Consider the following 20,132-nt stretch of genomic DNA (forward strand, 5'->3'; position numbering starts at 1 on the left):
TGCCGTTGGTCTCGTGCCAGAGTTGGAAGGTGGCGCCGGCCAGTGGTTGTCCGGTGGCGGAGTCGACCTTGGTGACCGTGGTGGAGCCGGTCGGGGCGGTGGCTTTGGTGTCCTGGACGGTGATCGGGACGTTCTGTCCGTTGGTGTCGAGGACGACGGTGGTGACGTTGAGTTCCGGCAGGTCGTAGCCGGGGGGAGCGGCGGTTTCCTGCCAGTAGTAGGTGCCCAACGGGAGACCTGTCGTGGAGCAGGCGCCGTTTGCTCCGGTGGTGCAGGGGGAGCCGACGGGGGTGTCGGGGTTGGTTCCGGTGGTTTGGAGGCCGGGGACGCCGTTGGTCTCGTGCCACAGCTGGAAGGTGGCGCCGACCAGCGGTTGCCCGGTGGCGGAGTCGACCTTGGTCACGCTTGTGGACCCGGTCTCGACGATCGGGGACTTGGTGTCCTGGACGGTCACCGGGACGTTCTGCCCGTTCGTGTCGAGGACCACGGTCGTCACCGCGGGCTGCGGCAGGTCGTAACCGGGGGGAGCGGCGGTCTCCTGCCAGTAGTAGGTGCCCAACGGGAGACCGGCCGTGGAGCAGACGCCGTTCGCCCCGGTCGTGCAAGGGGCGCCCACCTCGGTGTCCGGGGTGACCCCCGAGGTCTGGAGGCCGGGGACGCCGTTGGTCTCACGCCACAGCTGGAAGGTGGCCCCCGCCAGGGGCTGCCCGGTGGCGGAGTCGACCTTGGTCACGCTGGTCGAGGCGGTGGGAGCGGGACTTCCGCACGCCGGAAGGTCGCCGTTGAAGGGATAGGCGTGGAACTCGGTCCCGGTCATCCCCGAGCCGGAGTTCTGGAGCAGCGAACCGGTGGTGAAGAACCGTCCGTTCAGACCGGGCAGGCTCATGGTGGCGGTGCTGGCCGGGTTGCCGACCAGCACACTGCCCTGGAACTGCCCCGATCCCTTGAGCGTGACGGACGTCGCGGCGGGGAAGTTCCACAGGAGGCGCTCGCGCAGCCGGTTCCAGGGATCGGTGTCCTGGAGGCTCCCGCTGTAGGTGTTGATGGTGCGGGCGCCGCCCACGAGGTTGACGAGTACCGTCGCGTTCGCGGGGATGCCGGCGAACGCGATGCCCTGAGTGGAACCTCCGTTCCCGGCGATGTCGAAGTCGACGTTGAAGACCTGGAGTGCGGAGGTGCCGTCACCGGTGAACAGGGTCTGGTACCCCTGGTTGACCGCGGTTCCGGTGACGGGGCGGGGTGTGCCGACCCCGGCGTAGCACTCGCTCGCCGTCTGCAGCTGACCGCGCAGCGGCGTGTAGGCGGCCACGGCCTGTGCTTCCTGGACCTTCGTGCCGACGATGGTGCCCGTGGCCGTGCCCGCGTAGCGGACGACGCCGCCCTCCGCCAGGAGCCTCTGCCCCGGGGCCACCGTGACGTTGCCTCCGGCGGTGAGGAAGTCGGCGCCGTTCGGCGGGGGGACCCGTGAGCCGACGCCGACGATGCCGATGTTGTAGACGGAGCTGCCTCCCGGGGCCTTGTTCAGGTCGAAGTTGCCGAGGGTCACCACGTGCCCCTCGGCCTCCGCGGCGGAACCGCCGACGTTGAAGTCGCCGCCGACGAAGATGTTCACGCCGTCGTCGCGGCCTGCGAAGGGACCGTTGTTGACCGGGGGGAACGTCGCGGGACAGTCCGCACCCAGGCACGGCCCGAGGCCGCCCGGAAGACCGGCCGCGTACGCGGCCGGCGGTGCGACGAGTGACATGCCGAAGGGCACGAGCGTCAGGGCCAGGACGGAACCCACCGTCCTGCCGAGTCGGCGTCTCCAGGTGACGGTGGTCACCGGGTTCTGACTGGGCTTCACCTCAGTCCTCTCACCATGTGGACACAATGGGGCCCTCGGAGTGTTCCGGGCTGGAGGGCCGAGCATCGTGACTCGTTGGTGTTGTCATCTGAAAATCGTGTTAATGCACCCGTTCGGCTGTGTGTCGACGGGTGATCGGTCCGAGCGCGAGGGACGGCCTCCGGCCGTCGGCGGTCACTGGCCCTGCTGGTCCGCGGTGTACGACTCCATCGCGTGGTTGAAGCGGGCCAGCAGGGCGCAGAACGCCTGCTGTTCCTCGGGCGGCCAGTCGGCCGTCAGGCGGCGGGTCAACTCGGCCCGCCCGTCGCGGACTTCGGCCAGTCGGCCGGAGCCGACCGGGGTCAGCGCGAGGCGTACGGCGCGGCGGTCGGCCGGGTCCTGGACCCGGCCGACCAACCCGCCCGCGACCAGCGGGGCGACCTGCCGGGTCACCGTGGAGGAGTCGACGCCGAGCGACTCGGCCAGCGCCTTGACGTTGGCGGGCCCGTGCCGCTCCAGGCGGTCGAGCAGCAGGTAGGCGGCCCGGTCCAGCGCGCCGAGACCGCCGCCGGTGGTCCGGACCTGGTCCATCCGGCGGGCGAACACCGCCAGCTGGTACTGGAGTCGGGCGTGCACGGGGTCGGTGCGGTCGGTGGCCTGGGGCGAGGTCGTCGTCATCGCGGCTCACGATCGTCGTGCGGTGAGGGAGGCTCAGAAGCAGCAGCGTACGCGGGCGGGGCGGGCCCGGGAACAGCCCCGGCATCCCGGATTGCCGGTGTCGACCACCGTAGGCTGGCGTTATGCACAACTGGCCGGTCACCCTCGACGACGTCCGCGGCGCCCAGAAGATGCTCGCCGGAATCGCCCGGGTGACGCCGATGGAGGGCAGCCGGTACCTGTCCGGGCTGATCGGCGCGCCGGTCCACCTGAAGTGCGAGAACCTCCAGCGCACCGGTTCGTTCAAGCTGCGCGGCGCGTACGTGCGGATCGCCGGGCTCTCGCCGGTGCAGCGGGCCGGCGGGGTGGTGGCGGCGAGCGCGGGCAACCACGCGCAGGGGGTGGCGCTGGCGGCCTCGCTGCTGGGGGTGCACTCGACCGTGTTCATGCCGGTCGCGGCACCGCTGCCCAAGGTCGCGGCGACCCGGGAGTACGGCGCGCAGGTGAGGCTGCACGGTGCCACGGTGGACGAGGCGTTGCAGGCCGCGCAGCGGTACTCGGAGGCGACCGGCGCCGTGTTCATCCACCCCTTCGACCACTGGGACGTGGTCACCGGCCAGGCGACCGTCGGGCTGGAGATCCTGGAGCAGTGCCCCGAGGTGCGGACCATCCTGGCCGGGGTGGGCGGCGGCGGCCTGCTGGCCGGGATCGCGGCGGCGGTCAAGCCGTTGCGGCCGGACGTCCGGGTGGTGGGGGTGCAGGCGGCGGGCGCGGCCGCGTACCCGCCCTCGCTGGCGGCCGGGCGGCCGGTGTCGCTGGAGCACTACGCCACGATGGCCGACGGGATCATGGTCGGCCGGCCCGGGGACATCCCGTTCGAGGTGGTCAACTCGCTGGCGGACGGCGTCCGGACGGTCTCCGAGGACGCGCTGTCGCGGGCCCTGCTGCTCGGCCTGGAGCGGTTGAAACTGGTGGTCGAACCGGCCGGGGCGGCCCCGATCGCGGCGCTGCTGGAGCAGCCGGACTCCTTCGAGGGGCCGGTGGTGGCCGTGCTGTCCGGCGGCAACATCGACCCGCAGCTGATGCAGCGGGTGCTGCGGCACGGGCTGGCGGCGGCCGGCCGGTACCTGTCGCTGCGGGTGCGGCTGGCGGACAAGCCGGGCTCGCTGGCCGACCTGCTGGGGGTGCTGACCGGGCTGGACGCCAACGTGCTGGACGTCGCGCACGTGCGGATCGACCCGCGGCTGGGGCTGACCGAGGTCGAGGTGGACCTGCACCTGGAGACCAAGGGGCCGGAGCACTGCGCGGCCGTGGTCGGCGAGCTGCGGGACGCGGGGTACGTCGTTTCCAGCTGAGTCCCGAAGGTGCCTGAGGAGCCTGAGGAGCCTGAGGAGCATAAGGAGCCTGAGGCGCTTGGGGGGCTTGGGGGCCTGGCGTCTCGGGCGCCGGATGGTGCGGGGCGGGCCTCAGCGGATCTCGGTGGATGTCAGTGGTCCCTGTCACTATGGCGGAGCCCTATGCCTTGACGCGATATATCGCGTGCTGCCAGACTCGCGATACATCGCGTTCTGTGCGCCGGTAGGCGAAAACCGAGTCGCCCGCATGCCCGAAAAAGGGGCAGAGTGTGACAGATCGCCCATATTCGTCCGAGGAGATGAGGCAGGCCATGGCGCCAGCCATCCAAGCCGAGAACCTGGTCAAGACCTTCGGCGACGTACGAGCCCTGGACGGCGTGAGCCTCGACGTCCCCGAGGGCACGGTGCTCGGGCTGCTCGGCCCGAACGGCGCCGGCAAGACCACCACCGTGCGGATCCTCACCACCCTGCTGCGTCCCGACTCGGGCCGCGCGGTGGTCGCCGGCGTCGACGTGCTCAAGCACCCCAACAAGGTCCGCAGCCTGATCGGCCTGTCCGGCCAGTACGCGGCGGTCGACGAGTACCTCACCGGCTTCGAGAACCTCCAGATGGTCGGCGAGCTCTACCAGATGAGCGCCCGTCAGGCGAAGGTCCGGGCGCTGGAGCTGCTGGAGTGGTTCAACCTCGCCGAGGCCAAGGACCGCACCGCCAAGACCTACTCCGGCGGCATGCGCCGCCGCCTCGACCTCGCCGCCGCGCTGGTCGTCCGGCCGCCGGTGATGTTCCTCGACGAGCCGACCACCGGCCTCGACCCGCGCAACCGGCTCGCGCTCTGGGAGGTCATCGAGACCTTGGTCGAGCAGGGCACCACGCTGCTGCTCACCACCCAGTACCTGGAGGAGGCCGACCGGCTGGCGCACGACATCGCCGTCGTCGACCACGGCCGGGTGATCGCCCGCGGCACCGCCGACCAGCTCAAGGCCCAGATCGGCGGCGAGCGGATAGAGGTCGTGGTGCACGAGCCGGGCCTGGTCACCGACGCGGTCGCGGCGCTGTCCGGGTACGCGCTGGGCGAGCCGGCGGTGGAGAAGAACACCCGCCGGATCACCGTGCCGGTCAGCGGCGGCGCCCGGGTGCTCGCCGACGTCATCCGCGAACTGGACGCCCGCGGCATCGAGATCGACGACATCGGCCTGCGCCGCCCGACCCTGGACGACGTGTTCCTCACCCTCACCGGCCACGTCGCCGAGGCGGTGGAGGAGGAGAACGGCTCCGGCGGCCGCGGCCGGGGCGGCCGGGGCAAGGTCGGGCCGTCCGCCGAGGGGCCGCCCGCCGAGGGGCCGCCCGCCGAGGGGCCGCCCGCCGAGGGGCCGGACGGCTCCGACGGCCAGGGACCGGACAAGCGGGCCGTCGCGGCCGGAACGGAGCGCTGAGATGAGCACCGCCACCGAGCACGCCATCGGCGAGGCGATGCCCAGGCAGCGCCGCGGCGTCGCCGCCACCCTGCACGACTCCTGGGTGGTCGCCAAGCGCAACCTGCGCCGGATGACCAGGATCCCCGAGATCGTGGTCTTCGGGCTGATGCAGCCGGTCATGTTCGTGCTGCTGTTCTCGTACGTGATGGGCGGGGCGATCAAGATCCCCGGGGCGAGCTCCAGCTCCGACTCGTACATCCAGTTCCTGATGGCCGGCATCTTCGCCCAGACCGTCACCTTCGCCGTCGCCGGCGCCTCCGCCGGGATCGCGGAGGACATGACCAAGGGCCTGGTGGACCGCTTCCGCTCGCTGCCGATGGCCCGCTCGGCCGTGCTGGTCGGCCGCACCCTGGCCGACCTGTGCCAGACCGCGTTCACGGTGGTCGTGCTGGCCCTGGTCGCGCTGCTGGTCGGCTGGCGGATCCACGACGGCGTGCTCAACGCACTCGGCGCCTTCGGCCTGCTGCTCCTGCTCGGCTACGCGTTCTCCTGGATCGGCGCGCTGATCGGCCTCTCGGTGCGCAGCCCCGAGGCGGCCACCTCGGCCGGCCTGATCTGGCTGTTCCCGCTGACCTTCGTCTCCAACGCCTTCGTGCCGGTCAGCTCGATGCCGGGCTGGCTGCAGGCGGTCGCGTACTGGAACCCGTTCAGCGCCACCGTGCAGGCCTGCCGGGACCTGTTCGGCAACCAGGTCGGCCCGGTGGACGCCACCTGGCCGATGCAGCACGCCGCACTGGTATCGGTGCTCTGGTCGGTGCTGATCACCGCGGTGTTCTCCTGGCTGTCGGTGCGCAAGTACCGCTCGGCCGTGGGCTGAACCGCGCCCGGTACGCCGCGAGGGCGGCCGCGGAGTCCCTGGACTCCGCGGCCGCCCTCGTCGGTCGGTCAGGCCTGGCTAGGTCGGATCACGCCGGATCACGCCGGATCACGCCGGATCACGCCGGATCAGGCCTGGTCAGCCGGCGTGCGGCACGACCTTGACGATCTTCACCATGGCGGGCTTGCCGTTCGGCAGCTCGTAGGTCGCCTCGTCGCCGATCTGCTTGCCGTCGATCGCGCGGCCCAGCGGCGACTGCGGCGAGTAGACGTCCATGGTGTCGGCGCCGGCGACCTCGCGCGAGGCGAGCAGGAACTCCATGGTGTCGTCCTCGTCGCCGTCGAAGGCGACCGTGACGACCATGCCCGGGGCCACCACACCCGAGTCGGCCGGGGCCTCGCCGACCTTGGCACGCTCCAGCAGCTGGGTCAGCTGGCGGATGCGCAGCTCGTACTTGCCCTGCTCCTCCTTGGCCGCGTGATAGCCGGCGTTCTCCTTGAGGTCGCCCTCCTCGCGCGCCGCCTCGATCTTCTGGGCGATCTCGATGCGCCAGGGCCCGGTCAGGTGATCCAGCTCGGCCTTCAGCTGGTCGTAGCCGGCCTGAGTGAGCCAGGTCACGTTCTCACTGGTCTGGGTCACGGGTGCTCCTCGTAGGTGCTGGGGCTGTGCTGAGGGTGTGAGTCGTCAGCAGGGTTGGTGGTGATATCGGTCGTAACTACAAAGCAACGCCCGCTCCCGTACCATCCGGTGCGGAAGGGGCGAAACCACGAGCCTAACAAGTCCTGCCGACAAGCAGAAGGGTCGTTGGCGCGCCATTGACGTCGGCGTTGCGCCACGGTGTACAGCGAATGCGCCACGGTGTACGGGGGCGGTGCGTGCCGGGCCGGGTGCGGGACTTCCTACGGATGCCCGTTCTCCCGATCGGTTATGCGCCGGTGCCCGGCAGAGTACCGGTGGTGCCCGGCAGAGTACCGGTGAGCGCGGCGCGCTGCCGGTGCGACTCGGCGGCCGGGCCTCCTCCTCCGCGCTCCTTCGGGGGCTTACTTCTTCGCCGGCGTGCAGCCCAGCAGTTCGGCGGTGGTGCCACGGGCGGTGGTCCGCAGCGTGACCACGGCGTCGTAGCTGGAGCCGTCGGCCGGCACCGGGAAGTCGGCCACCCCGACCACCGAGCCGTCCGAACCCTGCGAGCGGACCGTGCAGCTGCCGGCCGTCCCGCCGCTCTTGCGCACCGCCAGGTGCAGCTCGACCTCGGAGTCCGAGACCGCCTGGAAGGTCGGCACCGAGCCGTTGATCGTGGTCTCGCGCAGCAGGTAGGAGCCGCCCAGCCAGGCCACCAGGCCCAGGCCCAGCACGCCGCAGACCGCGCCGACCACCTTCAGGCGGCGGTCCGAATCGCGGTCGCCGCGCCGGCCGTAGCGCCCCTCGGGCAGCTGCGGGGTGGTGGTGCTCGCGTTCATCGGACCCAGTCCTCTCCTGACGGGAGGGGCCGCGCGGGTGGTGCGGGGGAATGCGACGCTCCTCCAGTCCGTCACTATAGGAGGGGCACGCCCGCGGCCGGTCCGGCGGGGGCGGGGCTCGACCGGGCCGGGGTTCGTGCGCGGCCGGTCCCGCGGCGACGCGGCCCCGACGTGAGCGGCTCGTACGGTGGGCGGACCGGACTTCGCGGAACGCCCGATATGTGGAAGGAACGCAAGGCGTTGACTGAGCAGTTGCGACTGATGGCGGTGCACGCCCACCCGGACGACGAGTCCAGCAAGGGCGCGGCCACCATGGCCATGTACGTCGAGCAGGGAGTGGACGTGCTCGTGGCCACCTGCACCGGGGGCGAACGCGGGTCGGTTCTCAACCCCAAGCTCCAGGGGGACCCGTACATCGAGGAGAACATCCACGAGGTGCGCCGCAAGGAGATGGACGAGGCCCGGGCGATCCTGGGCGTCAAGCAGGCCTGGCTCGGCTTCGTCGACTCCGGCCTGCCCGAGGGCGACCCGCTGCCCCCGCTGCCCGAGGGCTGCTTCGCCCTGGAGGACGTGAAGGAGGCGGCCGAACCGCTGGTCCGGCTGATCCGGGAGTTCAAGCCGCAGGTCATCACGACCTACGACGAGAACGGCGGCTACCCGCACCCCGACCACATCATGACTCACAAGATCACCATGCTGGCCTTCGACGCCGCCGGCGACCCGGACGCCTACCCGGAGGCCGGCGAGCCCTGGCAGCCGCTGAAGGTCTACTACAACCACGGATTCCCGATGGGCCGCATCCGCGCCCTGCACCAGTACCTCACCGAGCACGGCCACGACTCGCCGTACGGGGAGTGGATCGCGGGCTGGGAGAAGAGCGGCCGCCAGGAGCGCGAGATCACCACCCGGGTGAGCTGCGGCGACTGGTTCGAGACCCGCGACCGCGCGCTGATCGCCCACGCCACCCAGATCGACCCCGACGGGCCGTGGTTCCGCGTCCCGCTGGACGTCCAGCGCGAGGTCTGGCCCACCGAGGACTACGAACTCGCCCGTACCCTGATCGACGTGGACCTGCCGGAGGACGACCTGTTCGCCGGCCTGCGCACCCCCACCCTGGCCGTCGAGGCCGCCGACACGCGCGACTGAACCACCCCCCGATGGCCCGGCTCCCCGTGAGCCGGGCCACCATAGAGATATGAGCGCCCCCGTGAACCTCGTCAACCTCGCCGCCGACCTCGCCGTCGACGACGCCAAGGTCACCCCCGGACTCCTCGGCTTCGTCGTCTTCGCCGCCCTCGGCGTGGCCACCTGGTTCCTGGCCAAGTCCATGAACCGGCAGTTCAAGAAGGTCGACTTCGCGGAGGAGCCGGAAGCCCCCAAGGAGTAGCGCGCGGGCGCGCGCGGGGCCCGGCTCGCCGCAGCCGGTGTCCCGGCGCCCGGCCCCCGATGCGCGAGGATGGGGGGCATGCCGAACCGTCTCGCGGACGCGACCTCGCCGTACCTGCTGCAACATGCCGAGAACCCGGTCGACTGGTGGCCCTGGGGGCCGGAGGCGTTCGCGGAGGCGGAGCGGCGGGGGGTCCCGGTGCTGCTCAGCGTCGGGTACGCGGCGTGCCACTGGTGCCAGTGAACTCGTCAACCGAGTAGTCGGTCCGGCGGGACGTTACCGGCACCGCCCGGCCCGGGCTGAGGACCCATGGCGAGCCACCCGCCCGGCAAGCAGGAGACGGGCGGATCAGAGTTTCCGCACCCCGAGGTCAGCGAAGAGCTTCCTGGTGGCGGGGTCGACCGAGTAGAGCACCAGGCCGCGGATGGAACGGGTCATCAGCACGCCGTAGGCCCTGCACAACGCTCGGGTGAGTTCGGTGTCGTCCTCGATGCGTGAGGCCTTGCTCTTCACGTGCTCGCGTTGGGCGACCCAGGCGCCGTCCTCCCACGTGAGATCGGGGCCCACGATCACGCCGCCCCACTCGTACTCGAGCCCCTGGGCCGTGTGCACGCACCCGATCTGCCCGAAGCCTCCGGGGTCGGTCGCCCAGAACTTCCGCTTGGGTATTCCCTGGGTGCTGTGGTTGTCGCCGGCATTCCAGGGGCGTGCCCAGTCGGGATCGGGGCTGACGTCGGGGAAGGTGCCGGTGTCGTCGGTCCAGCCCCAGCACATTCCGGCGCTCATCCGGGCGCTCACGCCCGCCGGGTCCCTGCTTTGGAGGAAGGACTCCATCTCGGCGGCACTGTCAGCGTAGTAGAGCTCGAAGGGTTCGGGATCGGTGGCGCCGTCCGGGCGCCACGTGATGGGGTCCCCGGCCATGAGTCGGCTGACCCAAGTGTCGTAGGTCGAGCTGCCGACGGTTCGGAGTACCCGGTCCAAGTTGATCGGCACGATCTCCACGCCGAGGCTCCAGAGCTCGCTCTTGAGTCTCTCCGGAGACCAGACCTCCTCCGCGAAGAGGCGTTGATCGCCGTCGATGAAGAAGACCGGCACGCGAGCGCGGGTGACGACTACCTCCACCGAGCTCGGCCCCGTCGACCGCATACTGAAGGAGCCGGTCATGGGCCGCTCGCTGAGGCGGTGGGCTTCGTCGCAGACGATCAGGTCCAGTTCGTCGGGTCCAAACTTGTCGGCGACCTGCACCAGCGGCCTGAAAACCTTCTGGTACCCCTTGGCGGCCCGCTTGAAGGTATCGCGGGAGGCGACGCCACCGGAAACGAAGGCAGCAGAGCGCCCGGCTTGCAGCGCGTCTCCCAGAGCGGTCAGCGCGACGAGCGACTTGCCGCTGCCCGCACGTCCCTCGATGACGAAGACCTTCTTCACCCCCTGAGGCTCGACGGCTCCGGTGGCATCGGCGATCGCCCGGACCGCCCGCAGTTGGTGTTCGACGAGACTGAATCGGGTGTGCCCGTTGACGATCGCCCCGGTCTCGTCGGTCAGAAGGTTGCTCGAGCGTCGACGCCCGAGCAACTCCTGCGCGGCCTCCGCGCCGGAGTCCGAGCTGAAGTTCGCGGTCAGGAACTTCTCCAGGTCCCCTGGCTGCCGCGCGGTGAATGTGGGGATCCCGGGGCGAGGGGACACCTGGCTGATCCACTGGTGGTCCGGATCCATCAGGTTGTGCAGGTAGGCCGCGCCCACGAGGTTGACGTAGCGGTCGTCGAACATGCTGTGGTGTCTGAGAAGGTCGTCCATGTTGTTACTGACCTGGACCGCAGGATGCTTGACGTGCCTCTCGTACTCAGAGAACGGCGCATAGACCAGATCCCTGGCGCAGCGCTCGCAGAGCGTGCTGTTTCCCGCGGTCCTGCAGGAGGCGCAGAGCCCGGCCGTCTTCGAGACGGTCGGACGCTCGATACTGCCCCACTGCTTGAGCTCGATGACCGCGTAGCTGAGCCGTCCCGACGGATGCCGGCCGGCCAGGACCACGTCGATGTGGTTCATCCGGCCGTCGGCTAGGTACTCGATGAACATCCGCACCTGGCCGAGCCCGAGGTTGTCCAGTGTGGTTGCCAGCTCGTAGACGCTTTCACGCCAGGCTCTGACCTCGGCGGGACTCGGCTTTTTGTCCTTCGGGTGCGCGGCGGTGTAGCACTCGCTGATCTTCCGGACCAACTGATGGCGGTCTCGTACCAGACGCTGTACGGACCAGAACGCCTCCAGCGGCTTCCAACCGCCCCCGACCGCCATCCCGTTTACCCTCCAGCGAATGGAAACTCTCCCGAGCCGATTCACTGGAACCTAGCAGAATCGTATTGTCATTCAATCTGGGTTTCCCTGGCCGGGTGCGAGTGCAAGGGTTGCGACGGCACCGGGATGGAATCCACGCCTCCGTGCGCCAGAGGCAAGAGAGGTACTCCGGTTGTGGTACCCGGACCACGGCGGCGCCGGCCCGGGTGAGCCCTCAGGGCTGAGCCGCGTGAGAGGCTGGTTCGCATGAACCGTCTCGCCGACGTGACCTCGCCCTATCTCCAGCAGCATGCCGAGAACCCGGTCGACTGGTGGCCCTGGGGGCCGGAGGCCTTCGCGGAGGCGGAGCGGCGAGGGGTCCCGGTGCTGCTCAGCGTCGGGTACGCGGCGTGCCACTGGTGTCACGTGATGGCCCACGAGAGCTTCGAGGACACCGGGGTCGCCGGCTACCTGAACGAGCGGTTCGTCGCCGTCAAGGTGGACCGGGAGGAGCGGCCTGACGTCGATGCCGTCTACATGGAGGCCGTGCAGGCCGCCACCGGGCAGGGCGGCTGGCCGATGACGGTGTTCCTCACGCCCGACAAGGAGCCGTTCTACTTCGGCACCTACTTCCCGCCGGAGCCCCGGCACGGCATGCCGTCCTTCCGTCAGGTGCTGGAAGGCGTCGACGCCGCCTGGCGGGGCCGGCGGCAGGAGGTCGCGGAGGTCGCCGGGCGGATCCGGGCCGACCTCGCCGAGCGCGCCGCCGTCTACTCGGCCGGTGCCCACCATCCGCCCGCCGGCGCAGATCTGCACCAGGCGCTGGTCGCCCTCAGCCGGGAGTTCGACGACCGGCACGGCGGCTTCGGGGGCGCGCCCAAGTTCCCGCCGGCCATGGTCGTCGAGTTCCTGCTGCGCCACCACGCCCGCACCGGCTCCGAGGCGGCCCTGGAGATGGCCGTCCGCACCGGCGAGGTGATGGCCCGCGGCGGCATCCATGACCAACTCGGCGGCGGCTTCGCCCGGTACGCGGTCGACGCCGGCTGGGTCGTGCCGCACTTCGAGAAGATGCTGTACGACAACGCCCTGCTGCTGCGCGCCTACCTGCACCTGTGGCGGTCCACCGGCTCCCCGCTGGCCCGTCGGACCGCGCTGACCACCGCCGACTTCCTGCTGCGCGAACTGCGCACTCCCGAAGGCGCGTTCGCGTCCGCGCTGGACGCCGACAGCCTCGACGAGGAGACCGGGCAGTCCACCGAAGGCGCCTACTACGTGTGGGAACCCGGCCAGTTGGTCGACCTGCTCGGCCCCGCCGACGCGGCCACCGCCGCCCGGCTGTTCACCGTCACCGCCGGCGGAACCTTCGAACATGGCACCTCCGTTCTCCAACTCCTCGCCGATCCCGAGGACTTCACCGAGTACGAGACCATCCGCGCCCGGTTGTTCGAGGCCCGCGCCCGGCGGCCCGCCCCCGCCCGCGACGACAAGGTCGTCGCCGCCTGGAACGGCCTCGCCATCGCCGCCCTCGCCGAGACCGGCGCCCTCCTGGAGCGCCCCGACCTCGTCGAGGCCGCCGAACGCGCCGCCGACCTGCTGCTCGCCGTCCACCTCACCCCCGACGGCCGGCTGCTGCGCACCTCCCGCGACGGCCGGGCCGGCACCAACGCGGGCGTCCTGGAGGACTACGCCGACACCGCCGAGGGCTTCCTGTCCCTGTACGCCGTCACCGGCGACGCCGCCTGGCTGCAACTGGCCGGCGGACTCCTCGACACCGTGCTCAAGCACTTCACCGACGAGGCCTCCGGCGCGCTCTACGACACCGCCGACGACGCCGAGGAACTCATCCGACGCCCCCAGGACCCCACCGACAACGCCACCCCGTCCGGCTGGACAGCCGCCGCCGGCGCCCTGCTCACCTACGCCGCCTACACCGGCTCCGACCGGCACCGGACGGCCGCCGAACGGGCCCTCGGCATCGTCGGCGCGCTCGCGTCCCGGGCCCCCCGGTTCATCGGCTGGGGCCTCGCCGTCGCCGAGGCGCTGCTCGACGGGCCGCGCGAAGTCGCCGTCGTCGGCCCGGCCGACGACCCGGCCACCGCCGCACTGCGCCGGGCCGCGCTGCTCGGGACCGCGCCCGGGGCGGTCGTCGCGGTGGGCGCGCCGACGGGCCCGGCGGATGGTTCGGTGGAGAACCCGGCGGATGGTTCGGCGGACGGTTCGGTGGAGGACGGCGGCGCGGAGGTGCCGCTGCTGGTGGGCCGGCCGCTGGTCGGCGGAGCGCCCGCCGCCTACGTCTGCCGGCACTTCGCCTGCGAAGCGCCGACCACCGACCCGGCGGTCCTCGGCGAGCGGCTGGGCGTCGCCGTCGAATAAAACGCTGGTGGGAGGGGTGCGGCCGGGCCAGAATGGGCCATGACCTGGACCTTGAGCAGCTCGTTCGACGACTTCCGGCGCCACGCGGAAGAGTTCCTCGCCGCCCGCCCGGCCGAGAGCACCGTCCTGCTCACGGTCGTACACCGGCTGGCCGAACGCGGCCTGGACGTGTTCGGGCAGCGGCCACCGGTCTTCGGCTGGTGGCGCCCGACGGACGGCGGTCCGGTCGAAGGAGCCTTCCTCCAGACGCCGCCGTTCGGCCCCCGGCTCTCCTGCACACCGGCGGCGGCAGTCGAGCTGGCGGTCGAACTGGCCTCCGCCGGGAGCGAGTTCACCGAGGTGTCCGGCGTCGGCGGAGGCGCGGACGCGGTCCGGGCCTTCGCCGCGGCCTGGACCGCCGCCACCGGTGCCGGCCAGTCCGTCCGCTTCAACGAACGGCTCTACCGGCTCGGCGAGTTGACCGACCCGCCCCGCCCGCCCGCCGGCCACCACCGGCCCGCCGCCCCGGCCGACCGCGAACTGGCGATCCGCTGGTACGAGGAGTTCCTCGTCGAAGCCGGGGTCGACCTGCCCAACGTCCCCCAGGCCGTCGACGACCGGATCGCCACCGGCGGCCTCCACCTGTGGGAGGACGGCGGCCGCCCCGTCGCCCTGGCCGGCAGTAGCCCGGTGATCGCCGGCATGTCCCGCATCGGCCCCGTCTACACCCCGACCGACCAGCGCGGACGCGGCTACGCCAGCGCCGTCACCGCCGCCGCCTCCGCCCACGCCCTCGCCCAGGGGGCGGCCGAGGTCCTGCTCTACACCGACCTCGCCAACCCGACCAGCAACTCCATCTACCAGCAGATCGGCTACCGGCCGGTCGAGGACTGCCTGACCCTGGACTTCACGACGCGGGGCGGAAATTACGCGTAGTCGACCGGGCGGCCGCCGACCACCTTCGTGTCGAAGGGGTCGACGGCCGCTGTCGCGGCGGGTGCCGGCAGGTGGTCCGCGTTCACGTACGTCTGCGCGCAGGTCAGCAGATTGCCGCCGGCCGACTTCATGTCACCGGCCAGGCCGTCCAGCAGCGCCTTCCAGGCCGCCCCGCACCCCTGCAACGCCGCCCCGCTCCGCCAACCCGCCAGACTCGCAGCCGCCTTGGCGCTCGGCTCGGCCAACTTCGCGGTCTCGTCAGGCACTTTCCCGGCGACGGTCAGCGCACTGTTCCCGGCTGCGGTCAACTCGCCCGGTTTGACGGTGAATCCTGGGTCGCTCGGCACGATGTCCCCCCGGACGTCCGATGTCGGTCGTGGGTTATGGTAGCGGCGAGTACTGGGGGGTGCACTCATGGTTGACACGGATCGGCAAGCGGGAGAGAACCGCCTCGATCTCGCGAGCCTGAAGAACGCCAAGCCGGAGGACCTGCACACGGCGGCGGACGCCTACGACGCGCTGCACAAGGCGTACACGCAGCACACCGCCGACTGGAAGAGCGGTACCGCCGACCGGGTCCACGGATCCGGCTGGACCGGCCCGGCGGCCGACGCCGCCTTCCACTCACTGGACGGCACCACCAGCCAACTGCACGCCGCCGAAACCGAACTGGCCGCCATCGGCCAGACCCTGCGAGACCACGCCGACCTCTTCGGGCTGGCCCAGTCGAAACTCCGTCAGGCCCTCATCGACGCCACCGCCAAGGGACTGACGGTCAGCGACACCGGGACGGTGAGCTGGCCCCCGGCGACCGGCCCCGTGGACGCCACCTGGGAGACGAAACAGAAGACGGCGGCCGAGGACGTCGCCAAGCGGATCAATGCCGCCATCACGGAGGCGAGTGCGGCCGACCAGACCCTGGCGGGGCTGCTCAAGGGCTTCACCCAGCACGCCACCAGCAAGTCGGGGCTGACCCTCGCCGTCGCCGAGGCCGACCAGAAGGCGGCGAACAGCCCGGGCTCCCCCTACCTCAGGGACATGCCCGCCGTGGGGACGCCCCCGACGGAGGTCAACAACTGGTGGAACGGCCTCGACCCGGCGGGCCGGCAGTGGTACATCGACCACCACCCGGAGAACATCGGAAACCTGGACGGGGTTCCGGCGGAGATGCGAAACCGGGTCAACCGGGCGTACCTGGACAAGCGGATGAGGGAACTCGAAGGTAGGAACCGGACGAAGGAAGAAGAGGCGGAGTACCAGAAGCTCAGGCCCATCCAAGAGCGCCTCGCCCAGGATGCCCGGGCGAAGGACGGTCGGCCACCCACCTACCTGATCGGCGTCGGCACCGAAGGCCAAGGCCGCGCGATCCTGTCCTTCGGAAACCCTGACACCGCCACCGACATCTCCTCCTACGTGCCGGGGATCACGACCACCCCCGATTCGCTCGGCGCGGCGAAGCCAGGTACCACGCCCGGCACCAACGAGGCGGAAAACGCGTTGAACGTCTGGCGAGAGGCCAACAAGAAGATCAAGCCCGGTGGATCGGCGGCCTCCATCATCTGGCTCGGATACGACCCGCCGGACATCGACATCAAAGCGGCCACGTCCGAGCGGGCGGTCAAGGGCGCACCCGATTATGCGAGGTTCGTCACCGGGCTCCGGGCGACCAACATGAGCGGCCAGAGCCCGCACATCACCTCGATGGGGCACAGTTACGGCTCGCTCCTCGTCGGACAGGCCACGAAGATGGCCGCCCACCAGGGGAACTACACGCTGCCGGACGACGTGGTGATCATCGGCAGTCCCGGTGTCGGCGTGACACACGCCTCGGACCTGGGGATGCCCGCCGGGCATGTGTGGGCGGGCGCGGCCGGCAACGACCCGGTCACCCAAATCCCCTCGGCGAACGCCGCGACGGTGCCCTGGCCCTTCGGCGGCTTGGTCGGCGCCGACCCGCACGACCTCTGGTACGGGAGAGACCCAGCGAGCGAGTCCTTCGGGGCAAAGCGCTTCACCGTCGACGGTTGGAGCAAGTCGTGGAGCTGGGAGGACTTCGGGATGCACACCAAGTACCTGGCCCCGGAGACCGGCGGCCCCTCGTTGGGCAACATTGCCTCGATCGTGACGGGCAAGGCAGACGACGTTCACCTGACGGAGGGCCGATGACGACCCGCTGGAAGGTGATCGGCTCGATCGTGCTGTCGTTCGTCGTCACGGTGGCTCTTGGTGCGGTGCTGTTCGCCAACGGGTACGGGCCGTTGGCGTTGGCCGATCGATCGGGCCGGGTGAGGACAAGCGAGGGGAAGGGCCGGATCGACCATGCCCTGCGCGCCACCATGGATGGAGTTTCGCCTTCATTCACCTATGCGGGGGCCGAGTTCGAGGTGCGAAGGGAGGACGATCTCTGGGACGGCGAGCGGAGTATGGGTTCGGCCGTCACCGAGATCGTCACCGTGCGGACCGCGGTCTCGCGGGCAAAACTGCCGACCTTGATGGATCAGGTGACCCAAGCCTGGAAGGCACTTGGGAGCCGGGTGGTCGATCGATCGGACCCCGCCGATGAGATTCAGGCCCTGCGCGGTATGGGAGACGTGGGTGGGGAGACGTTCCTGACGTTCTACGCGAGGGCCCAGCAAGACTCGACCTACCTGGTGACGTTCAGGGCAGAGGCCATTGGGGTGCTGTACCAGCCCGCCCATGAGTACAAGCCCGTGCCCCCGCTCGTCCGAACATCGCTCGACGCCAAGGTCGATGTGGTCGACGACCCGTACTGGTCGCACTGACGCCGCGCCCGTCACTCCCAGTCCCACCTGATTCCCAGCAGGCACGGCCGCAGTGCCGTCGCGACCAGGTGGACGCAGTGGTGGCCGTCCAGGGTCAGTTCCTCCGTCTCGTAGGGGGCTTCGCCCGGGGAGTGGAGGGCGAAGCGGTGGCAGCGGACGGGGAGGGCGGCGGGGTGGAAGGTGATCTGGAGGACGTACTGGCCGGCGCCGGAGTTGAAGCCGCGGACGTATTCGCAGCTGGGGTCGGGGGAGGGGGCGTCGTCGAAGCCGTAGCCGAGGAGGTGGGTGTCGCCGGCGCGTAGGCGGCGGTCGAGGAGGAGTTCGGCGACGAGCAGGTGGTGGGTCTGGTCGCGGCGGATGCGGCCGGGGCGGCAGTTCTCTTCGGCGCGGACGCCGACGCGGGTGATGTCGCTGCCGGGGTCGCCCTGGTAGAGGGCGAGGTAGCGGTCGATGCCGTCGCGGTGGGCGCGGAGGGCGTGTTGGGAGTCGCGACGGGCGAGTTGGCGGTCGGGGCCGAGGCGGATGCGTTCGATGTGGGTGATGGTGTGCAGGCCGGTGTCGCGGGGGCCGGCGATGGTGGCGAGCAGGTCGTCGACGGCGGTGGCGGGGGAGATGAGGTCGCGGTAGGGGCGTACGGGTGGGCCGGCGGGGGTGGTGTCGGCGGCGCGGCGGGGGCCGAGCAGGCGGGTGAGGGAGTGTTCGGGGAGGTCGAGGACGTCTTCGAGGGCGGCGACGGCGCGGAGGGATTCGGGGCGTTCGGGGCGGCGGCGGCCTTGTTGCCAGTAGCTGAGGCTGGTGAGTCCGACGTGGACGCCGCGCAGGGCGAGGTGGCGTCGGATGCGGTGGAGGGCGAGGCCGCGGGTGGCGATGGCGGTGCGCAGGGCGAGGTGGAAGGGGCCGGTGCGGAGGGCGGCGGTGAGGTCGGCCTGGTCGGTGCGGTGGATGACGGCCTCCTGGGGGACGGGCGCGGGCAGACCGTGTTTGACCGTGAATATTCACATCAGGGCGGCGGTTTGTCACCGGTCCTGGCGTGCCACGCGGGGGTTTTCGGGGTGGCGTTCACACCCGTGGCCGGTCGTTCACACCTGAACTGTGATGGTCCTGGGGGCCGTTGACCGGCTTCCGGGGGCGGCGGGATGCTCATGGCGCGATCCGGACCGCGCCCCCACACAGCACCTCGCTCCGCTTGTGCAAGGAGGCATTTCCCCCATGCCAGTTCCACGGATACGGCTGCGCCGCGCGGTCTCGCTGCTCGCCCTCGGCGTGCTGGGCCCGGCGTTGACCGCGGCGGCGGCCACTCCGGCGCTCGCCGCCCCCGCCCAGGATCTCGCTCCCGTCCAGGACCGTGCCCCGGCGCAGGTTCGCCAGGCTGCCGCGCCCGGCAGCACGGCCGATCTGGCCGGCACGTTCAAGAAGCTCAACATCACCATGCAGCAGCAACAGCAGACCAACTGGTGCTGGGCGGCGAGCGGGAACACCATCGCCACCTGGTTCGGCTACAACTACAGCCAGAACCAGTTCTGCAACGCCGCGTTCGGCCGTTCGGCCAACTCCAGCTGCCCCAACAGCCAGGCCTCGCTGGCCGATGTGCAGAACGGGCTGGACTGGGTCGGCATCAACCCGGGTTCGTACGTCACCGGCTACCTGCGCTACAACACCGTGCAGGCCGAGGTGGACGCGAACCGGCCGATCGAGACTCGGATCCAGTGGAGTTCCGGCGGCGGGCACATGCACGTCGTCTACGGCTACGACACCAGCAGCAACTGGGTGTACTGGGGCGACCCGTGGCCGTCCAACTACCGCTACAACTGGGCGGACTACAACTACTACGTGAACAACAACACGTTCTCGTGGACCCACTCCCTGTACCGGATCGGCGCGTGAGGGCGACCATGACTGACCTCGGAAAGGCCCGTCGGGCCGCCGTCACCGCCCTGCTCGCCGCCGGCCTCGGGCTGGCGCTGGCCCCGGCCGCGCACGCGGACGGGCCGGCCGGCGCCCCGGTGCCGGTGCCCGTCGCGGATCTGGCGAAGGCCCGTGGCGTGGTCCAGGACCAGGCCGTCCTCGACAAGGTGGGCCACTTCTTCGCCCGCAAGGGTGTCCCGCCGACCCAGCAGCTGACCATCGGTGCGGCGCAGGAGGCGCAGGCGGCGAGCGCGGCCGCGCCGCGGCTGGCCGGCGACACCGTGCCGGTGTACACCCTGGACGCGGGTTTCGTGGCCGGCGCCCCGGGTGCGCCGGTGGCGACGGCCGAGTTCACCGCGAGCAAGGTGGTCGCGGCGGACGGGCAGACGGCCTCGGTGTGGACGATCCGGCAGGGTGACTCCTGGCGGGTGGTCAACATCGCCTCCGGCGGTGACGAGAGCGACTACGCGGCGAAGGCGGCCGGTGGCGGTGGCGGTACGGCGTTCCGCGAGCCGCAGGTGAACGCCTGGTACGTGCTGCGCGACGGCCGGGTGCTGCCGCTGGACGACGAGGCCCGGCGCTCGGTGGGCGCGGGCGGGGTGTCGCTGGCCGCGTACCAGAAGCTGGTGCACCAGCGGTACGGGGACAAGCTGCCCGGCTCGGCGTACGACCGGGAGGGCAAGGGCGGCGGCTACCAGCTGGCGGCCGACCGGGAACGGGCGGCGGGCGGCGGTTCGGCGCTGCCGGCCGTGACGGCGGCCGCGGCCCTGGGCGTCACCGCGCTCGTGGGCGCGGGTGCGGCCGTGCGGCGCAGGGCGGGTGTCCGACGGGGGTAGGGCCTCTCGGGCGCGACGTGCGCGCCACACGTGGGATGCGGCGGGGTCCGGCTGACACAGCCGGGCCCCGCCGTGCTGCGTG

At 71.1% G+C, this 20,132-nt stretch carries 18 protein-coding genes and 1 pseudogene; 12 read left to right on the plus strand and 7 right to left on the minus strand.

Going from position 1 to position 20,132, the window contains the following annotated elements; all coding sequences use genetic code 11:
• Together ACIOGZ_RS37330 and ACIOGZ_RS37335 are read right to left on the minus strand one after the other, a co-directional pair.
• Window positions 1-1,843: choice-of-anchor A family protein (locus ACIOGZ_RS37330; RefSeq protein ID WP_400989201.1), on the minus strand; the 1,843-nt coding region annotated here is incomplete at its 3' end.
• 174 nt (window positions 1,844-2,017) lie between these two features.
• Window positions 2,018-2,500: a MarR family winged helix-turn-helix transcriptional regulator gene (locus tag ACIOGZ_RS37335; protein WP_063348015.1), complete on the minus strand. Its 483-nt coding sequence runs from the start codon at window positions 2,498-2,500 to the stop codon at window positions 2,018-2,020.
• Window positions 2,501-2,622: 122 nt separating this feature from the next.
• Between ACIOGZ_RS37335 and ilvA the strand changes: the two genes are divergently transcribed.
• The 3 genes from ilvA (at window position 2,623) to ACIOGZ_RS37350 (ending at window position 6,126) form a co-directional block, all read left to right on the plus strand.
• The gene (gene ilvA / locus ACIOGZ_RS37340; protein ID WP_400989203.1) at window positions 2,623-3,834 is read left to right on the plus strand and encodes a threonine ammonia-lyase; all 1,212 of its coding nucleotides are present in this window, start codon (window positions 2,623-2,625) and stop codon (window positions 3,832-3,834) included.
• 311 nt (window positions 3,835-4,145) lie between these two features.
• Entirely contained in the window at window positions 4,146-5,267 is a 1,122-nt protein-coding gene (locus ACIOGZ_RS37345; RefSeq protein WP_400989205.1) for an ATP-binding cassette domain-containing protein, read from the plus strand.
• 1 nt (window position 5,268) lies between these two features.
• On the plus strand, window positions 5,269-6,126 hold the full coding sequence (locus ACIOGZ_RS37350; RefSeq protein WP_363621326.1) for an ABC transporter permease: 858 nt from the start codon (window positions 5,269-5,271) through the stop codon (window positions 6,124-6,126).
• 138 nt (window positions 6,127-6,264) lie between these two features.
• On the opposite strand, the gene greA is transcribed toward ACIOGZ_RS37350, so the two are convergent.
• Both greA and ACIOGZ_RS37360 read right to left on the minus strand, forming a co-directional pair.
• Window positions 6,265-6,765 (minus strand): transcription elongation factor GreA, encoded by a 501-nt coding sequence (gene greA / locus ACIOGZ_RS37355; RefSeq protein ID WP_363621328.1) that lies wholly within the window; start codon window positions 6,763-6,765, stop codon window positions 6,265-6,267.
• A gap of 401 nt (window positions 6,766-7,166) precedes the next feature.
• Window positions 7,167-7,583, minus strand: coding sequence for a DUF4307 domain-containing protein (locus ACIOGZ_RS37360; protein WP_363621330.1), 417 nt, complete (start codon window positions 7,581-7,583; stop codon window positions 7,167-7,169).
• Window positions 7,584-7,823: 240 nt separating this feature from the next.
• Between ACIOGZ_RS37360 and mca the strand changes: the two genes are divergently transcribed.
• The 3 genes and pseudogenes from mca to ACIOGZ_RS37375 all read left to right on the plus strand — a co-directional run.
• Entirely contained in the window at window positions 7,824-8,729 is a 906-nt protein-coding gene (gene mca / locus ACIOGZ_RS37365) for a mycothiol conjugate amidase Mca (protein ID WP_063351176.1), read from the plus strand.
• Between the two features lie 49 nt (window positions 8,730-8,778).
• The gene (locus tag ACIOGZ_RS37370) at window positions 8,779-8,970 is read left to right on the plus strand and encodes a hypothetical protein (protein ID WP_063348010.1); all 192 of its coding nucleotides are present in this window, start codon (window positions 8,779-8,781) and stop codon (window positions 8,968-8,970) included.
• Window positions 8,971-9,048: 78 nt separating this feature from the next.
• Window positions 9,049-9,207, plus strand: a pseudogene (locus tag ACIOGZ_RS37375) (DUF255 domain-containing protein); the annotation flags it as partial.
• 111 nt (window positions 9,208-9,318) lie between these two features.
• On the opposite strand, the gene ACIOGZ_RS37380 reads toward ACIOGZ_RS37375, so the two are convergent.
• Window positions 9,319-11,184, minus strand: a complete 1,866-nt coding sequence (locus ACIOGZ_RS37380) for a DNA/RNA helicase domain-containing protein (RefSeq protein ID WP_400989206.1) — start codon at window positions 11,182-11,184, stop codon at window positions 9,319-9,321.
• A gap of 321 nt (window positions 11,185-11,505) precedes the next feature.
• Here ACIOGZ_RS37380 and ACIOGZ_RS37385 point away from each other — a divergent pair, with 321 nt between their 5' ends.
• Window positions 11,506-13,611: a thioredoxin domain-containing protein gene (locus tag ACIOGZ_RS37385; protein WP_400989207.1), complete on the plus strand. Its 2,106-nt coding sequence runs from the start codon at window positions 11,506-11,508 to the stop codon at window positions 13,609-13,611.
• A gap of 39 nt (window positions 13,612-13,650) precedes the next feature.
• Window positions 13,651-14,526 (plus strand): GNAT family N-acetyltransferase, encoded by an 876-nt coding sequence (locus ACIOGZ_RS37390; RefSeq protein ID WP_400989208.1) that lies wholly within the window; start codon window positions 13,651-13,653, stop codon window positions 14,524-14,526.
• Here ACIOGZ_RS37390 and ACIOGZ_RS37395 read toward each other — a convergent pair.
• The gene (locus ACIOGZ_RS37395; protein WP_400989210.1) at window positions 14,517-14,792 is read right to left on the minus strand and encodes a hypothetical protein; all 276 of its coding nucleotides are present in this window, start codon (window positions 14,790-14,792) and stop codon (window positions 14,517-14,519) included. The two genes, ACIOGZ_RS37390 and ACIOGZ_RS37395, sit on opposite strands and share 10 nt — an antisense overlap.
• Window positions 14,793-14,940: 148 nt before the next feature.
• On the opposite strand from ACIOGZ_RS37395, the gene ACIOGZ_RS37400 reads away from it, so the two are divergent.
• Both ACIOGZ_RS37400 and ACIOGZ_RS37405 read left to right on the plus strand, forming a co-directional pair.
• Complete coding sequence (locus tag ACIOGZ_RS37400; RefSeq protein ID WP_400989212.1) at window positions 14,941-16,692, plus strand: alpha/beta hydrolase; 1,752 nt, start codon at window positions 14,941-14,943, stop codon at window positions 16,690-16,692.
• Window positions 16,689-17,309, plus strand: a complete 621-nt coding sequence (locus tag ACIOGZ_RS37405) for a hypothetical protein (RefSeq protein ID WP_400989215.1) — start codon at window positions 16,689-16,691, stop codon at window positions 17,307-17,309. The genes ACIOGZ_RS37400 and ACIOGZ_RS37405 overlap by 4 nt, the downstream gene beginning before the upstream one ends.
• Window positions 17,310-17,320: 11 nt before the next feature.
• Here the strand turns inward: ACIOGZ_RS37405 and ACIOGZ_RS37410 are convergent, their stop codons facing one another.
• Window positions 17,321-18,253, minus strand: a complete 933-nt coding sequence (locus ACIOGZ_RS37410; protein WP_363629619.1) for a hypothetical protein — start codon at window positions 18,251-18,253, stop codon at window positions 17,321-17,323.
• Window positions 18,254-18,518: 265 nt separating this feature from the next.
• Between ACIOGZ_RS37410 and ACIOGZ_RS37415 the strand changes: the two genes are divergently transcribed.
• Window positions 18,519-19,193 carry a papain-like cysteine protease family protein gene (locus ACIOGZ_RS37415; RefSeq protein ID WP_400809798.1) on the plus strand — a complete coding sequence of 225 codons (675 nt, stop codon included), beginning with the start codon at window positions 18,519-18,521 and terminating at the stop codon, window positions 19,191-19,193.
• Between the two features lie 8 nt (window positions 19,194-19,201).
• Complete coding sequence (locus ACIOGZ_RS37420; RefSeq protein ID WP_363585459.1) at window positions 19,202-20,050, plus strand: hypothetical protein; 849 nt, start codon at window positions 19,202-19,204, stop codon at window positions 20,048-20,050.
• The last annotated feature ends 82 nt before the right edge of the window (window positions 20,051-20,132 follow it).

Origin of the sequence: Kitasatospora sp. NPDC088160 (assembly GCF_044741445.1) — a bacterium.
In the GTDB taxonomy this organism is placed as follows: Bacteria; Actinomycetota; Actinomycetes; order Streptomycetales; family Streptomycetaceae; genus Kitasatospora.

Bases quoted from the DNA above. Each gene is read 5' to 3' on its own strand.
- ACIOGZ_RS37420 (WP_363585459.1), top strand. From the start codon at position 19,202: ATGACTGACCTCGGAAAGGCCCGTCGGGCCGCCGTCACCGCCCTGCTC.
- ACIOGZ_RS37385 (WP_400989207.1), top strand. From the start codon at position 11,506: ATGAACCGTCTCGCCGACGTGACCTCGCCCTATCTCCAGCAGCATGCC.
- ACIOGZ_RS37350 (WP_363621326.1), top strand. From the start codon at position 5,269: ATGAGCACCGCCACCGAGCACGCCATCGGCGAGGCGATGCCCAGGCAG.
- ACIOGZ_RS37370 (WP_063348010.1), top strand. From the start codon at position 8,779: ATGAGCGCCCCCGTGAACCTCGTCAACCTCGCCGCCGACCTCGCCGTC.
- ACIOGZ_RS37335 (WP_063348015.1), bottom strand. From the start codon at position 2,500: ATGACGACGACCTCGCCCCAGGCCACCGACCGCACCGACCCCGTGCAC.
- ACIOGZ_RS37345 (WP_400989205.1), top strand. From the start codon at position 4,146: ATGGCGCCAGCCATCCAAGCCGAGAACCTGGTCAAGACCTTCGGCGAC.
- ACIOGZ_RS37415 (WP_400809798.1), top strand. From the start codon at position 18,519: ATGCCAGTTCCACGGATACGGCTGCGCCGCGCGGTCTCGCTGCTCGCC.
- ACIOGZ_RS37360 (WP_363621330.1), bottom strand. From the start codon at position 7,583: ATGAACGCGAGCACCACCACCCCGCAGCTGCCCGAGGGGCGCTACGGC.
- ACIOGZ_RS37400 (WP_400989212.1), top strand. From the start codon at position 14,941: ATGGTTGACACGGATCGGCAAGCGGGAGAGAACCGCCTCGATCTCGCG.
- ACIOGZ_RS37390 (WP_400989208.1), top strand. From the start codon at position 13,651: ATGACCTGGACCTTGAGCAGCTCGTTCGACGACTTCCGGCGCCACGCG.
- ilvA (WP_400989203.1), top strand. From the start codon at position 2,623: ATGCACAACTGGCCGGTCACCCTCGACGACGTCCGCGGCGCCCAGAAG.
- ACIOGZ_RS37405 (WP_400989215.1), top strand. From the start codon at position 16,689: ATGACGACCCGCTGGAAGGTGATCGGCTCGATCGTGCTGTCGTTCGTC.